The organism is Psychromonas sp. (assembly GCF_041586535.1).
Classification (GTDB): domain Bacteria; phylum Pseudomonadota; class Gammaproteobacteria; order Enterobacterales; family Psychromonadaceae; genus Psychromonas.
This window is the reverse complement of sequence record NZ_JBFGZY010000100.1, coordinates 1-15,318: the sequence shown is the minus strand read 5'-3', so window position 1 is coordinate 15,318 and position 15,318 is coordinate 1. Positions and strand designations below refer to the sequence as shown.

Genomic DNA, 15,318 nt, shown 5'->3' with positions numbered 1-15,318 from the left:
GCCCCGAAAAGAATAAAGAACACCACCAATGGTTACAGACTTGTGTATAAGAGTCAGGGCTGAGGCCGAGCTTGATGACAGCGCGGCTGAAGCCGCGGCCCCAAACAAATAATACCAAATCCGATAACTATCTACTCATTTATACTTGCTAAAATGAATGCTAGCTGTGTTATTGATTTTGCAATTAGAACAACTAGTTACTGCAATCAATGCCTTGCTTTCATCCATTTTTTCTACGCCTAAATAGATCATCTAATTATCGGAATTGGTATAACTATTTATATATGACTACTTAACCTGCTGACACATCCTGTACGAAGTTTTTTCTGGTGCGGTTTGCATAAGCCACCAGCGACAGCATAACCGGCACTTCAACCAGTACCCCAACAATGGTTGCCAGCGCGGCGCCCGAGTGGATACCGAACAGGCTGATTGCCACCGCAACAGCAAGCTCAAAGAAGTTTGAAGCGCCGATCATCGCACCGGGTGCGGCAATATTGTGTGGTTGCTTCCATTTGTTCATCCACAGATAAGCCAGGGCAAAAATCAGATAAGTTTGAATAAGCAGTGGTATAGCTATTAATACAATATCAATCGGGTTGGCAATAATGGTTTCAGCCTGAAAACCGAAAAGTAGAATAACCGTCCCCACCAGTCCAATAATTGAGAATGGTTTTAAGGTTGCTGCAAGCTTTGTGATTCGTTGTTCGTTTTTGATCATATGACGGGTGAAAGCCCCTGCAATCAGCGGGATCACCACAAAAAGCGAAACCGACAGCAGCAGTGTATCCCAGGGCACGGTGATATCGGTTACGCCGAGTAAAAATGCCGTGATCGGTGCAAAAGCGACAACCATAATCAAATCATTAATGGCAACCTGAACAACCGTATAGTTAGCATCCCCTTTAGTCAATTGACTCCAGACAAAGACCATCGCTGTACAGGGTGCCACACCAAGCAATATCATCCCGGCAATGTACTGCTCGCCCAGTTCCGGCGAAATCCAGCCGCCAAAAATATAGCGTATAAACAGCATCGCCAGCAGCGCCATGGTAAAAGGTTTAATCAGCCAGTTAATCACAATGGTAATAACCAGGCCTTTCGGGCGCTTATGCATCTGACTGACGGAAGCAAAATCGACATGCAGCATCATAGGGTAGATCATCAGCCAGATCAGAACCGCAATCACCATATTGATCTGCGCGTACTGCAACTCGCCGAAAAAAGTAAACAGCTGCGGAAAAGCGAGGCCACCACCAATACCGACCAGCATGCCCAAACCAACCCATACACTTAGGAATCTTTCAAAAATACCCATTTTCTTATCACCTGTTATTGTAAATTTATAAAGTTATGCAGATAACTCAGATTCAGCGGAATATCTATCCTCTAAACCAAATCAATCCATGACAAAATATACTGTTAGACATTAGTTTTTATCAGCGCAGCGCATAATCAGAACTGTTTACTCACTGCAGCCTTGATCACTTTTGTTAAGATCACAACTGCCGCCTTCCTCATTGATACAACATTCATCGCTCATAAATACCAGCAGATCATTCATCATCGGCGTATTTGCCCGATAGCGCTGATAACGCCCCTCCTGCTGCACAGACACCAGATTCGCGTGCGAAAGCGTTTTTAAATGGAAAGAGATTGAATTGGCCGCAAGCCCGAGCTCTTTGGCTAATTCACCAGCCACCTTGCCATTCTGCCCCTCTTTTATCAGGCTTCGCCATATATCCAGACGCACCCCTGATGATAAACAATCGAATATTCTGGCCGCTTGATCACTTTGCATAAAACACCTGCTTTTCATTACTTCAACACTTCAAGAACTATTGAATGGTAAGCCGAATTATAGGCTCTTTTCCACATCTGACAAGAGATAAATTGCGGTGGTTACACCTGCAACGGGAAAAACCCGCAATTCTTGTCGCTCTGCTTCCCCCTTTCGACTTATTCTTATTTTCAAAGATAACTAATTGATAAACTCAGTGAGCAGATGTTAAAGTTCATTTAAGTTACAATTTTTTAACAGTTCCCTTTTCTGTGCTACTTCATTTATGGATAAAATAAATAATGATAGATCTTTTAGCTGTTTTCATCACTTTTTTTGCCGTGATAGATCCGATTGGTACCGTGCCGGTTTTCCTGGCTGTAACAGATAAATATAATCAGAAAACCAAACGGCATATTGCTTTTCTTGCTGCTGTTGTATCGGCTTGTGTTTTGCTGTTTTTCGTGGTGGTAGGCGAGATCATGCTCAAGGCGTTATCCATTCCGCTTCCCGCATTTCAAATATCCGGCGGCATTGTTTTATTTTTATTCGCGCTGAATATGATCTTTGGTGACAGTAAGCCGGAAGAGGAGATAAAGCTGTTAGAAAAGTCCCATAAAGAAACGGCTATTTTCCCGCTTGCAGTGCCTTCAATCGCAAGTCCGGGCGCAATGCTGGCGGCTGTTCTGTTAACAGAAAACACAAAATTCAGTATTTGGGAGCAGGTACAAACCGCGCTGGTAATGTTATCTGTTCTGCTGTTGGTTTATGTATTAATGCTGCTTGCCGGTGTTATAAATCGATTGGTCGGCAGCAGCGGTGCGAGTGTAATAAGCCGGGTAATGGGCCTGATCCTGTCATCTGTCGCCACCAGCAACATATTAGCGGGCCTTGGTCAGTATTATCATTTCCCGCAATGATAGCCGAGCATAAAGGCTAGGTTCCGGGTATCAATCTACCCTGAGGTTGGCTGCAAGAGCGGTGCCAGGCTAACGATCGGGTCTGCCTGCGCACCGGGTTTTACCTGTCGCTTTATCATCCCTGCGTAAAAAATCTCATCACAGACAAGATCCCGTATAGCATCGCTGTAACAAAAATAACCAGTGAAAAGAGCTTCTTTATCATCACTTCTACGCGACTTACAACGACAACTCTGCGGTAAAATTCAGAAAAGCGTTTTTTACTGTAATACCAACACAACAGCGCACAGCTTAACAGCAGCACAGCATTAAGACGCAAAATAATACTCTCGCTTTGCCCGCTCACCTTAAACAGCAATATTGCCACGGCAGCCACTACCATGTTGGTTCTTACCCAGGACAGCAATGTTCGTTCCGGCTGTAACCCCGGATCTTTTTGCTCCGCGGTCATAGATTGATAGCCAGTACCACAGCGGTGGTCAACACTATTACAACGGCGCTGCTCACTTTTAAGAAATTCGTATAGGGAAGGTCGTGTTTGTTGCGCATTGCTCTTTCATTTGCCGCCCAGCGCCGGTAGGCAAACAGCGCGAAAATCCCGGAACATAAACAAAGAAAAGTAGATATCAAAATGCGGATAACCGGTTCGGCAAGATCCGGCGTCAACTGATCGATGGCAATGGCCCCGGCAAGCAGCGCAACAGCAGTTCTAATCCATGCCAGGTAAGTTCGTTCATTTGCCAGAGAGAAGCGGTAATCCGGTGCTTCACCGAGGCTACGCCAGTTTGCTTTTTGGATCTGTGGTTCGCTATTCATGTTACTCCTCGTAAGTTTTAAACAATTGATTGTCGAAATTCGGCTATAAGTTGCATATCTGTTGGAATCGGTTTGCGGCTATCTTTTTTCAGGTACCCTTCCTGCTTAAGCGTTTTACAGTAGCGGATCACCGTGGTCGTATCGGTTCCGCTGTATTCACCAATTTCTCTGTAGGTCCAGGAATAGGACGGATAGAAAGTAAACAGATAATAAATGGCATCAACAATTCTTTTTATGGCGCTGCAGGATGTATGCTGCATTAAACGTTTTTCAGCTTCTCCCAATTCTTCACATACTTCACGCATCAGGTAGGAAGCAATATTGGGGGCAATGCTTTCCAGCTCACTAAAATCATTGACATTGACCTTTAATAACTCGCTGTCCAGCATAGTTCGCGAGGTTGCCGGGTATTTTTGCTCGGTAAACAGAGAACGGTATCCAAAGAAAGAGCCCGGCCCGTAGATTCTCAGTAAACTTTCTTTGCCGCTTTCAGTTAGCTGATACAAACCGACAAGTCCACTTTTGACATAGTAGAAACCATTAGCACTACTGCCATCCCGATATACCGGCTTTTTCTTCTTTACCGATAACTGACTGAGGGATATATGCGTATTGTTAGTAAGTTCGTATAACATTTATCCCTTTTAAAGCAACTTGTTAAGTGTGAGTTATCTTACCCTTCCCGGCATTATTAGAATATGATCGTCACTATAAATCTGCAATTATTCTTAACAAAAATGCCGGAGTAGTGTCCACGTAAACCTTAACAGCTGTGAAAATCAACATTGTCATTCTCTTGACCCGGCGCCCTGTCATTCTCGAGATCTTTTGTCAAGAATCCCAGTGCAACCACCGAGGTCTAAACATCAAAATATTAATCAATATGATAGGGTGTCCTACACACCGCTAATTAGCTTTCCAGCCCTACTCCCCTCTACCTTACACATAGACCATGATACAACAGCTAACTGCCTGCTTTGATTTTATCGATGTTGCGCTTTTAGTAAGGCTTTTATTTCATCTAATTCCTGTTTCAGCTCAAGCATGGTCGGCTCTCCCGCTTCTTTATTGTTTAAATCCGCCTCTATTTGTCGCTCTTGCTCTAATACATTGACAACAATACCGATAACCATATTAAGGAATGCAAACGCAGTGAAAAAGATAAAAGTCAGATAGTAACACCATGATAACGGGTACACCGCCATGGTCTCGTACATGACATCTGTCCAATCTTCAAAGGTCATCACCCTGAATAAAGTTAACAGACTAATAGTAATGTCCCCCCATAATTCAGTATTAATAGCCGCAAAGAAGGTCGTGCCGATCGCAGCATATATGTAGAAGATGATAAACATTAACAGCATGACATACCCCAGCTGAGGTAATGCTTTTACGAGAGAGTTAATCAGAATACGTAGTTCAGGAATGATAGATATCATTCTTAACACTCTAAATATCCTTACTAAACGCCCCAGTACAGCCATTTCACTATCGTCAATGGGGATCAGACTTACGATCACGATAAAGGTATCGAATACATTCCAAGCGTTATGGAAAAAGCGTACTTTATCGGGTTCGCCAATAAATCGGATAAAAATTTCGATTAAGAAAATAATCGTGATAATAACATCGAGTACAGACAAAACCTGCATAGTGGTCGGGGAAACCTGGTAGCTATTAGCGCCAATCATCAATGCGGAAAAAATGATGATTGAAATAACAAACAGTTCAAAAACCTTATTATTTCTTATCTCATAGAAGCGGCGCTGTAAGTGATTGTGTTCGAACGAGACTAATTCTTTATCGATAGATTTATCAAAGCGTGTCATTGTATCCTCAAGGAAGTGGTGAATTTTCGCTTAGGATAAAAGCATTTGTTAATACTGTCTAGACATATTATGACCATATGCCGCCTGCTGTTTTCAGAGTGGTGATAAAAAAATGAAAAAGGGGCAGGTCTTTACTTTTGAATTTTTAGAAAAAATTTGATGCAGGAGACGCTGTCAAGATTAAAGCCCCCCTTTTCCTCCGGGTGCATGTTTTGATTTGTTGAAGACATCAGCGAGTTTATTATCTAGCATGACTTCACTTCTTAAGCAATGCCCTTACGCACTGAATTTCCTACATAAATACCTGAGCAATCTCTTTGTACCCTGCATCTTTTATCTTTTATCTTTTATCTTTTATCTTTTATCTTTTCCATCATCAACAACCTCGAACTCAGCTTCTATAACGCTATTATCTGACTCTTTGCCAAACTCAGTATCAGAATAGTAATTATTGCTGTTTATATTCTCTTGTATTTTCTTCTTAAATAACCATAAACGGATAGCCGCAAACGGCAGCATTACCAATGACATAGCCATAAAAAATAGGGCTACAAAGAAACTGGTAAATAAGACAACAGCTGCACTGATTCCCAATAGGAATTTTCTGCTTGTCGTCATAGGTTGTCGTGTTTTGTTCAATGTTTCATTAAATTGTTTAAATTGGGAATATAAAATACTCATTGTATCTCCTGGTGGAAAAACCACCCGACCAGGTTTTCGGATATGGTCAGGTGGTCTGTTATTGAAAAACAGTTAAAGTCAATGACAGGTTAAAAGAGTTAAGCTTTAGCAGCATTAAACTCTTCGGCTGAGATACTGCCATCCGCATTTGTATCTAACTGCTCAAAGGTCGGGCGATTTTTATGCTTCCCTTTGTGCCCCTGTTTGCCCATCTTAACACGACTGTTAAATTCATCGGCAGAAAGTGATCCGTTGGCATCAGTGTCAACTTGAGCAAAATTTGCGAGTAAACGTCCGCGCACTTCCTCTTTTACCAGCATACCGTCACTATTTGCATCTAACTGTTCAAAGGTCGGACGATTTTTATGCTTTCCTTTGTGCCCCTGTTTGCCCACCTTAACACGACTGTTAAATTCATCGGCAGAAAGTGATCCGTTGGCATCAGTATCAACGTGGTCAAAGTTTGCGAGTAAACGTCCGCGCACTTCATCTTTTGCCAACGTACCGTCACTATTTGCATCTAACTGTTCAAAGGTCGGACGGTTATTGTTGCCCATTTGATCAGATTTATTTTGCATTTGGTCTGCCGCAAAAATAGAAGCCGTGGCCGTTAATAATAAAGCGCTGGTAATTAAAAGTGATTTTTTCATAATATTAAGCCTCTTAGTTTATCTGATATTCAGTACTACACCGGGATAATCCTTGCACTTCCGGGATAACTAAATGCAATGATTTTCTGTATGAGTAAACTATAGAAAGCAAATGTGTGGGGAATATGGAGAAAAAAAGTATTTTTATCACTTTAGTGTAAAATACCGTCGTGAATAGCCATAATATAATGCATTGCACGCGAAACTACCTCTAAGAGAGCAAATAACTGGGGGCGCGGGGTTTAGCCCGCATTGTTTTTAGTTTTTTACATTTATATGCAGCGTAAAAAAAGAAGTCGCAGGGCTTCTCCGCTCATGACACCAGACTGGCGCCTGGTTCGCCCCTCAATAAAAGACTTAGAATGTGACGGTGCGGTCAGATGAGGATGACGGCCTGGAGGCTGGCATTACGCGGTACGCAAGCACACCCTACTTTTTCTATTCGAAGATGCTGAACATTGGTAAAAAAATAAAACTTATGCCTCAATTAAATAATCTACTCCCGCTCGCAGCCCGCTTTATGCTCCTTTCTGCTCTTGGTTTTGCCCTGATGGCAGCTTGCGTCAAATATGTCGGCAGCATCGGCATACCGCTATTCGAGATAGTTGCAGCAAGAGCTATAGTTTCATTGGCAATCAGTTATCTCGATGTTAAACGAAAAAGAATATCTGTTTGGGGACATAACAAACTGCTGCTGATAGCCAGAGGTGCCGTAGGTACTGCTGCATTAATATGTGTTTACTACTCAGTCACCACACTTCCTTTGGCAGAGGCGACCATACTGCAATATGTGCACCCGATATTTACCGGTCTTTTGGCGATGCTGCTGTTAAAAGAGCGGCTGCACCCGTCAACCCTGATCTGTATTCTCCTCAGCCTGCTTGGCCTTTATTTCATGGTATTGCCGAATAGCCATGGCAATCCTGCAGTAGATCTGCCGCTGTTTAGTATCTTAATCGCCCTGCTGGGGGCGTTGGGAAGCTCTGTCGCCTATATCATTGTGCGCAAACTGAGTCAGACTGAAGACAGCTCGGTGATCATTTTCTACTTCCCGCTAATCGCTCTGCCGACATCCGTTTTATTAATCGGTGATGACTTTATTCTGCCGGATCTGCATCTCACCTTTTTGCTGGTGCTTATCGGAATATTTACTCAGGTCGGCCAGTACGGCTTAACCAAAGCAATGCAGACGCAAACCGCAGGGAAAGCCTCAGCTTACTCCTATGTGCAGATCATTTTCTCTGTGTTTATTGGTGTGCTCTGGTTTAATGAGATACCTTCTCTGTGGACCTACCTGGGGGGAGCACTGATCATTTCCGGGGCACTGATAAATATCTTCGGCCTACCCTTCCTAAAACAGCTATACAAACCTGATCACGGTTAATGCTTTCTTCTGCTTTCACCGTTGTTGGTTATCTTTACTGCCGGGCAGCGAGGGTGGAGCCGTCATCTCCCACAGCGTTAATTGTGGATACCCATCAATTGATCATAAAAAACAAAAGGATGCCAACGCTTAACCTTTGGCTGCCCCTAATTCTCTGTAACAGGATGTAACAATACATTACCACTCTGTAAGAAACTGTAACGCAAAAACAGTATCGCATTCAGATCACAAAAATTAATCCCTACTTACTTATACTGCGCTCATAAATTAAGGAGATGCGAGCATCTGTTTAATGATATTAGAATTTTTAACTGCAGGAGCTCGCCTCACAGCAAGCGATGTACTTAATAATATATAGATATTAATCATGATAATTTGGAGTAAAACAATGGCTTTTTTCGGCTCATTAAAAAAAATGGTTTCTGGTGATAAAACAGTTTCTGGTGATAAAACAATTACTGTTTTAGCACCACTTTCTGGTGAGATTGTTGACATTGAAGAGGTGCCGGATCCCGTTTTTGCACAGAAAATTGTTGGTGATGGCATTGCTATTCGCCCAACAGGCAACAAAATGGTGGCTCCTTGTGATGGTGAAATTGGTAAAATTTTTGAAACCAACCATGCTTTTTCTTTAGAGTCTGATTCCGGTATTGAACTATTTGTGCACTTCGGTATTGATACCGTTGAGCTTAAAGGTGAAGGCTTTACACGTATTGCACAAGAAGGGCAACACGTAAAAGCGGGTGATACCATCATTGAGTTTGATCTTGAGTTCTTAACAGAAAAAGCAAAATCAATTTTAACACCGGTAGTAATTTCAAACATGGATGAGATTAAAGAACTACAAAAAATGTCCGGCAATGTTGAAGTTGCTTCTGACACTGTCCTGCAACTCACTAAATAAAAAACTAAAAAAGACAAGACATCCATTTATTCAAACATTAAAAACCAAATCGTTAGGATAAAAAAGTAATGGATGTCCTATCTTTTTTCATCTTTTTTTCTGCCCGAAATCTATGCCACTTATGCTGCCCTATGATGATCAGCAGCTGATAGTTCTGTGGCTGGATCCGGATTTCAAGCAGGTCGATGCATTTCAAGAAATCTTGATACCAGTCCAGCATGTTGCGCAAAAGGTAACGCCGATAGACAGGCCAAGTAAGAGGCTCGCGACAGGGGATAGTTTTATTATTGAAGCAGATTAAAGCGTTGCCTTGAGATATGCGCATTGTTTAACAAACAGTGGTAAGTAAGATCTGGGATATCACTATCCAAATCGGTTGCTCTTCATCGCAACAATCTCTTGATTTTTTGCCGTTATAAAAGTGAATAATGTGATTACGGCTATATAATCAAAGCCAGTTTTAAATTGGCGCTTTTATATCTGATATAACTAAGCTTTAGCTCAATGATATCAATCTAAGTAAATATCAAGGTTTAGCATACTCATGTCCACATTATTTTCTATCATTAATGCGCTTGGCGGCGAGCTCGCCGGATTATTTAAAGGGGAACGCGACAAGCAACGTCCTGTTAAAAATACCGTCGTGCGTGGACTGCAAAAACAGAATAAACAAAAACAGCAGATTCAGCATAACAAGATAAAAAAACTCGATAGATACTTCTCAGAAGCATTAATTAAAAGCCGTGTAGAACAGGCTTTTTTTATTATCAAACAGGCCTATTCATCTCATAAAATCCGCCCTGCCACCGCATTTCTTAGCGATGGACTGGCCGAATCGATGCAAATCCTGTTTCAAATACAAAAACAAAGGCAGCGCCATCGTAAAATTGAAAACCTCAATTTAAGAGCCTGCGAACTGGTAGGCATAGAAGCCGATAAACACTTTGAAACGCTGCACTTTAAACTTGACTCAATGGCCAGTTATCCAATCCTTGATACAAGCTCAGGCTATAATAAAATCTCTTCCAACTCAGCACTTACCCTGCACACTGAGTATTGGACTTTTGTGCGTTTACCCGGCACACAAACCCGCAGCAAACCGGGTTTAATTGAAGGCTACTGCCCCAATTGCGGGAATAAACTGAACCTCAGTCAATTTTCATTGTGTGAATCTTGCGGCTCGTTGGTAGGCTCTGGTGAATACGATTGGATTTTGGCAAAAATAACCAGTGAACAGCAATGGCGCTTTCAAAATGCCAAACGGCAAATTGCCGGGGTATCGGACTACCAGGTAGTGGATCCCGCTTTTAATATTCCACTGATTGAAGATAGAGTAAGTTCGATTTTCTGGCGCCTGCAGAAAGCCTGGTTGACACAAAAGGTAGATCCTATTCTCTCCGTCGCACACCCTGATTTTGTAAACGAATTTCAGCAGCAGCATCTTAAACAGTTCTGTTTTGATAATATCGAGCTAGGGCTTTGTGAGGTCAGTCGTGTCGAGTTCGGTGGACGCTTTGATAAGGTTCACCTGCTGCTAAAATGGCAGGCAAATAAAATTGATTTAAACAGCAATCACAGTAGTGACAGCAAATTTTATGCGCACAATATAACCCTTATTCGTAAAACCGGGTTAAGCAGCGATCTCAAGAAAGGGTTACATTCTCTGCATTGTTTCGGCTGCGGCGCACCACAAAGTGAAAACTATCAGGACTGTTGTGTATACTGCGGTAACCGTTTTAATTCAGGCGAACAGGACTGGATTTTAAAAGATCTTTCACCATACCTTGAGCATATCATCAGGGTTAAAGGACAGCAGTTTGCAGTTGATGGCATTCCCGGCAAAAGAGCAGATCGTATTTTTGATCCCGTTTCGCTGCTTTCTGTTTTAGTATTAGTGTTATTTGCCGATGGCAAAGTAGATGCAGCAGAGAAACGATGCCTGGATGAATTTGTAAAAAATCGCCGTATTCCACAAAAGGTGCTCGATGAAATTATTAAGGCGGCTGAAGCGGGCGAGCTGGAACTGCTCACGCCCGATGAAACCTTAGACGCCTCCGACTGGTTGGATAAACTGATTGAGATGTGTTTAGCCGATGGTCAGGTTTGCGCAAAAGAGCAAAAACTACTGCTCGCTTTTGGTGCCAAATTTAATATTTTAGCCATTGATATTAACCTGCGCATTAAACGGATCCGCCAAAAAATGGTTTTAAAAAACCAACAGATTTTAAAAAGTCCACATTCAAATCATAAGGAAGAGAGATGAATATTATTGATCGCGTCAAATACGATGGTCCCAGTGATGTCTTTGCATGGCGTTGGCCCCATGACAGCCTGGTTTGGGGAACACAGGTTATTGTTAACCAGGCACAGGAAGCGCTGTTTTTTAAAAATGGTCAAGCCTTAGACCTGTTAGGCCCGGGCCGTCACACTCTGGAAACCGCCAATATTCCGCTGCTTGAGCATATTGTTAATCTCCCCTTTGATAACCAGACTCCTTTTGCGGCGGAGATCTATTACATTAATAAAGCGGTCAATATGGATATGAGATGGGGTACGCGAGAGCCTATTCCGATTTTAGAGCCCGCTTATAATGTGTTTGTACCGGTGCGCGCCTTCGGGCAGTTTGCCATTAAAATCAAAGACTCGAAAAAGTTTGTGACCAGTTTGGTCGGGACGGTACAGGAGTTTGATCAGCAGCAGATACTCGATTATTTTCGTGGCCACCTGATGACCCGTATTAAGGATTATATTTCTGAAAAAGTGCTAAAAGATAAGATATCCCTGCTGCAAATCAGTGCTTATCTCAATGAATTTTCACAAGCCCTTGAGCATGATATCAAAGATGAATTTGAACGCTTTGGCATCGAAATCGTCAACTTTTATTTAAGCTCAATTAATATTCCGCAAGACGATAGCAGTGTTATTAAACTCAAAGAGATGCTCGCCAAAAAAGCCGAATTTTATTTATATGGCCAGGACTATGACAAAGTTAAAATGTTTGATGTCGCAGAACAAGCCGCGGCTAATGAGGGACAAGGTGTTGCCGGAGCCGGGGTTGGCATGGGCGTTGGTATGGGAATCGGACAGCAGATGAGCAGTATGAGTGCGGGGTTAATGGATCAGCAGCCGGCTCATAAAGCCGTATTACAAAACAGCGGCTCGGCTTGTATCCGCTGTGCGTTTATATTACCTGCAAATGCAAAGTTCTGCCCTGATTGCGGCACTGAGCAAAAGCCGGTGGCTAAATTCTGCTGTGAGTGCGGCAGCGAAAAATCGCCCGGTGCAAAATTCTGCTCAAGCTGCGGTGTTAAGCAATAAGGTACAAAATAATACATTGCATTCTATAACCAGAGGCCGCGAGTTTAGCCGAGCTTTTATGTCGAATAAATAACAGCGCGGCTGAAGCCGCGGCCCCTTGTGTAGCCGATTTATCATGCCAGATCTTTCTCTATATAGGCCTTCAAACCGGCTTTCTCAAAGAACATCCCTGCATCATATTCCGTTACGAGCTTCAGGCGCTTAAGCTTGCTGATTGCGTTCTGCACTGAGCTTTTATTTACCGGTTTTCCCATGCCGTCAGAGTAGTACTGCATATCCTCTTGAGAATATTTACTGCGGGTGCCATGAAGACGAAGGTATACCAGTTTATCCAACTTGTTCAGGGCTGCTGTAATGTAATCCAAAGCGCCATCTACCTCGATTTTTCCCTTGATTGTCTTCATTGCAGACTCGACATCCTGCATATTTGCAGTCATTTCAGTTAACAGCATACGCAGCCAAAATGGAGAATAGTCCAGCTTCCGAAAGGCAGCAGAGAGCTTTTCCCTTGGGCAGTCAATAGCAAAGCGATCAACCAACACACCACGGAAGAAGTCAATACACTCAGGCTCCAGGTGGGGGAACTCCACAAGGGATGCGCTGTTGTAGAACGGCATTTCACGCTTGGTAAATTTCTCTCCGCTCAACACCTCCGATTCCTTTTGGTTGAACATGGCGGCAACGCCACCGCGTGAAGAGCCTGCGTAGATAGCGCAGATTTCATCAAAGGTATCAAAGTTGGTTCTCAAGCATGCCTGAATTGGTAAAAACTTTTCGGAAGAGTTCAAGATTTGCACCTCGTCGATAATGAACAAAGGCCGCTTGTCCAACTCTTTAGCCAGCCTGATGATTTCTCTGATTTGTTCACTGATCTGCGAAACTTCAGAAGGCGTAACGGCCGAGTGCGCTGAAGATGTGTCAACTGTCGCTTTGATCACACCAAGGTTGATATCAAGCTTCTTTACCTCAGAAGCGAGTAACTCTTTAATCGACTGCTTAGGGTTTGATTTGATTGAGCAGATATAGCGCTCAAGGGTAAAAATGATATGCTCTTGCGGACTCTCTTGATTCTCCCAAATATTGAGATACACGGGTAAAAAGCCAAGCTCGGAAGCTTTTGGAACAAGATCTTTAAGAATAAATGCAGTCTTGCCGATACGGCGAACGCCCAATAGCGCAATGCGCGATATGGGGCTGAGCCCGACGGATTTCAGATACCGGGCTGCAAGCTCGGGACGCTTGTAATGCCAATCAACCTGTCTCATAACAACCTCCTGGTACAGCATAGTACAAAATGATTGTACCATGCTGTACCAGGGGCCGGTATGGAACAAGTCTGTTGATTGAGCAAACAAGGCCAGCGGGTTTAGCCGCGCTGTTATTTGTTCGAAGATAATGGCTCCGCGAAAGCCCTGTTTCTTATACAAAAGTCTGTGAGCATGCTAGTTTTATAAGTATTGGAGTCAGTATATTTAGTTCTCGGTGCGCTAGCACACCCTACGAATTTTAACTCATTGGTCTCAATAAGGACGTGTAGGCTGTGCTTCGTGCCCCAAGACGCAGGAATATCCATCTCCGAAAGTATGTTTTTTGTACTAAGAAATTGTTTTTCAAGCGGTAAACACCAAAACCCATTAAATAATTCACATTTTTTAAAATTTCTCTTTTCATTAATTAAAAGCAAAGATATGATTGGCCGCATATGCAGATGTGGTGGAATTGGTAGACACGCTAGCTTCAGGTGCTAGTGGCCTTAAGGTCGTGGGAGTTCAAGTCTCCCCATCTGCACCAATTATATTAGATAACTTCGATTCAACCTGCCCGATATCAATTTACTCCCAAATCACAGGCGCGCCTGAAGCCGCACTTCCAAAATAGATCACAAATTTAATTATAAAAAAATCCGCGAAAGATTGAACCACTTGAAGACATTGCATTCTTATATTCGTGTTTAGCTGTAACCATATTCACGCCTTCAACTGCTCGCTAATTCATTGTCAGTTTAAGTGTAAACTGGGGCCGCGGGTTTAGCCGCGCTGTTATTTGTTCGCACATAATAACTCGGCTAAAACCGAGGTCCCTGCGATAACAATTGTTCAAGCCTCCAAGGCACAGGAACGCCCTTCTCAACGACCATGATTTTTACACTAACCTATTGATTTCAAGACTTTCATCATCAAACTATTTTTTCTTATTGAGATATAAAACAGCGCTAATAACGGCAAAAAACAGCAGGTGCAGCACAAATTTGACATCCAGGCTGAAATTTACACCGGGTAATTTGTCAATATTGATCTGCTGAAATGAAACAAACTGCACGATCATTGCATTTGCAGGCGGCGCTATCACCGTTGTCAGCCATGTGAAGAGCAACGTAAACAGCGCAACAAATTCCAGACGCGCGGTGCGCAAAATAACCACACCACTCAATAAACCATAGAATACAGATACAGCCAAATGCGCACCCCAGGCAATGGTGATAGCTGCGATGCTGCTCCAGTTACCAAGTTGCTGATAGGCAGCAGCATGCCGGCTTGTCAGTGTATCCATTCCAAAAAACGGTTGAATAACGATAAAGACAACGCCTACCAATGCCCCGAGAAGACAAGCTATGGATAGGAGTTGCGCCGGATAAGTGTTCCACGGCTTAGTTGATGAAACAATCTCTGCTTGAGCAGCTGTAATGCCATCTGCTTTGTTTATTAAATGATTCATTAATAATAACCTTAAAATTGTGAAACGAAAATTTGAGCCGTCATGTTGATGCGGCCGTTAGTCAATTACAGAATTCCGCGACTCAAATGCGAATGCGCAACAGCCCATGTCTGCAGCCTTTGCCATGATAAAGCTCTATGGTTGCAGCCATGCATAAATTATGCGGCACAGTAATTAACGCCTTGTACCTTGCAAATACTTTGAAGCTCACCCAGCTAAAGCAAGGTGATTCTTGTCGTCAACGGTTTAGGCATTGCAACATTAAGTTGCGTTAGTCTTCTAAAACCTCTTACAAGCGTTTAACGTGTCGGCACTACCTGC

At 42.8% G+C, this 15,318-nt stretch carries 16 protein-coding genes and 1 tRNA gene; 7 read left to right on the top strand and 10 right to left on the bottom strand.

Annotated elements, in window-relative coordinates:
* Window positions 1–292 precede the first annotated feature (292 nt).
* The gene (gene arsB / locus ABZA00_RS11860) at window positions 293–1,318 is read right to left on the bottom strand and encodes an ACR3 family arsenite efflux transporter (RefSeq protein ID WP_372882376.1); all 1,026 of its coding nucleotides are present in this window, start codon (window positions 1,316–1,318) and stop codon (window positions 293–295) included.
* Between the two features lie 147 nt (window positions 1,319–1,465).
* On the bottom strand, window positions 1,466–1,801 hold the full coding sequence (locus ABZA00_RS11855; RefSeq protein WP_372882375.1) for an ArsR/SmtB family transcription factor: 336 nt from the start codon (window positions 1,799–1,801) through the stop codon (window positions 1,466–1,468).
* 281 nt (window positions 1,802–2,082) lie between these two features.
* Between ABZA00_RS11855 and ABZA00_RS11850 the strand changes: the two genes are divergently transcribed.
* On the top strand, window positions 2,083–2,700 hold the full coding sequence (locus ABZA00_RS11850; RefSeq protein ID WP_372882374.1) for a MarC family protein: 618 nt from the start codon (window positions 2,083–2,085) through the stop codon (window positions 2,698–2,700).
* Window positions 2,701–2,815: 115 nt separating this feature from the next.
* On the opposite strand, the gene ABZA00_RS11845 is transcribed toward ABZA00_RS11850, so the two are convergent.
* The 6 genes from ABZA00_RS11845 to ABZA00_RS11820 all read right to left on the bottom strand — a co-directional run bounded on the left by ABZA00_RS11845 (window position 2,816) and on the right by ABZA00_RS11820 (window position 6,676).
* Window positions 2,816–3,151 carry a DUF202 domain-containing protein gene (locus tag ABZA00_RS11845; RefSeq protein WP_372882373.1) on the bottom strand — a complete coding sequence of 112 codons (336 nt, stop codon included), beginning with the start codon at window positions 3,149–3,151 and terminating at the stop codon, window positions 2,816–2,818.
* Entirely contained in the window at window positions 3,148–3,516 is a 369-nt protein-coding gene (locus tag ABZA00_RS11840; RefSeq protein WP_372882372.1) for a YidH family protein, read from the bottom strand. Before ABZA00_RS11840 ends, ABZA00_RS11845 begins: the two co-directional genes overlap by 4 nt.
* Before the next feature lie 17 nt (window positions 3,517–3,533).
* Window positions 3,534–4,151 (bottom strand): Crp/Fnr family transcriptional regulator, encoded by a 618-nt coding sequence (locus tag ABZA00_RS11835; protein ID WP_372882371.1) that lies wholly within the window; start codon window positions 4,149–4,151, stop codon window positions 3,534–3,536.
* Window positions 4,152–4,499: 348 nt separating this feature from the next.
* On the bottom strand, window positions 4,500–5,345 hold the full coding sequence (locus ABZA00_RS11830; protein WP_372882370.1) for an ion transporter: 846 nt from the start codon (window positions 5,343–5,345) through the stop codon (window positions 4,500–4,502).
* A gap of 354 nt (window positions 5,346–5,699) precedes the next feature.
* Complete coding sequence (locus tag ABZA00_RS11825; protein WP_372882369.1) at window positions 5,700–6,026, bottom strand: hypothetical protein; 327 nt, start codon at window positions 6,024–6,026, stop codon at window positions 5,700–5,702.
* A gap of 98 nt (window positions 6,027–6,124) precedes the next feature.
* Entirely contained in the window at window positions 6,125–6,676 is a 552-nt protein-coding gene (locus ABZA00_RS11820) for an EF-hand domain-containing protein (RefSeq protein ID WP_372882368.1), read from the bottom strand.
* Window positions 6,677–7,154: 478 nt separating this feature from the next.
* Between ABZA00_RS11820 and ABZA00_RS11815 the strand changes: the two genes are divergently transcribed.
* From ABZA00_RS11815 to ABZA00_RS11795, 5 genes are all read left to right on the top strand, one after another.
* Window positions 7,155–8,060, top strand: a complete 906-nt coding sequence (locus tag ABZA00_RS11815; protein ID WP_372882367.1) for a DMT family transporter — start codon at window positions 7,155–7,157, stop codon at window positions 8,058–8,060.
* A gap of 388 nt (window positions 8,061–8,448) precedes the next feature.
* A complete protein-coding gene (crr, locus tag ABZA00_RS11810; RefSeq protein WP_372882366.1) occupies window positions 8,449–8,964 on the top strand; it encodes a PTS glucose transporter subunit IIA in 516 nt (171 codons plus the stop codon).
* A gap of 112 nt (window positions 8,965–9,076) precedes the next feature.
* The gene (locus tag ABZA00_RS11805; protein WP_372882365.1) at window positions 9,077–9,265 is read left to right on the top strand and encodes a hypothetical protein; all 189 of its coding nucleotides are present in this window, start codon (window positions 9,077–9,079) and stop codon (window positions 9,263–9,265) included.
* 243 nt (window positions 9,266–9,508) lie between these two features.
* Entirely contained in the window at window positions 9,509–11,227 is a 1,719-nt protein-coding gene (locus tag ABZA00_RS11800; protein WP_372882364.1) for a hypothetical protein, read from the top strand.
* Window positions 11,224–12,282, top strand: a complete 1,059-nt coding sequence (locus ABZA00_RS11795) for an SPFH domain-containing protein (RefSeq protein WP_372882363.1) — start codon at window positions 11,224–11,226, stop codon at window positions 12,280–12,282. The genes ABZA00_RS11800 and ABZA00_RS11795 overlap by 4 nt, the downstream gene beginning before the upstream one ends.
* Before the next feature lie 113 nt (window positions 12,283–12,395).
* On the opposite strand, the gene ABZA00_RS11790 is transcribed toward ABZA00_RS11795, so the two are convergent.
* Window positions 12,396–13,547 carry a hypothetical protein gene (locus tag ABZA00_RS11790; protein WP_372882362.1) on the bottom strand — a complete coding sequence of 384 codons (1,152 nt, stop codon included), beginning with the start codon at window positions 13,545–13,547 and terminating at the stop codon, window positions 12,396–12,398.
* A 439-nt stretch (window positions 13,548–13,986) separates the two neighbouring features.
* Between ABZA00_RS11790 and ABZA00_RS11785 the strand changes: the two genes are divergently transcribed.
* Window positions 13,987–14,073 (top strand) — tRNA-Leu (locus ABZA00_RS11785).
* 390 nt (window positions 14,074–14,463) lie between these two features.
* Here the strand turns inward: ABZA00_RS11785 and ABZA00_RS11780 are convergent.
* On the bottom strand, window positions 14,464–14,997 hold the full coding sequence (locus tag ABZA00_RS11780; RefSeq protein ID WP_372882361.1) for a hypothetical protein: 534 nt from the start codon (window positions 14,995–14,997) through the stop codon (window positions 14,464–14,466).
* Between the last annotated feature and the right edge of the window lie 321 nt (window positions 14,998–15,318).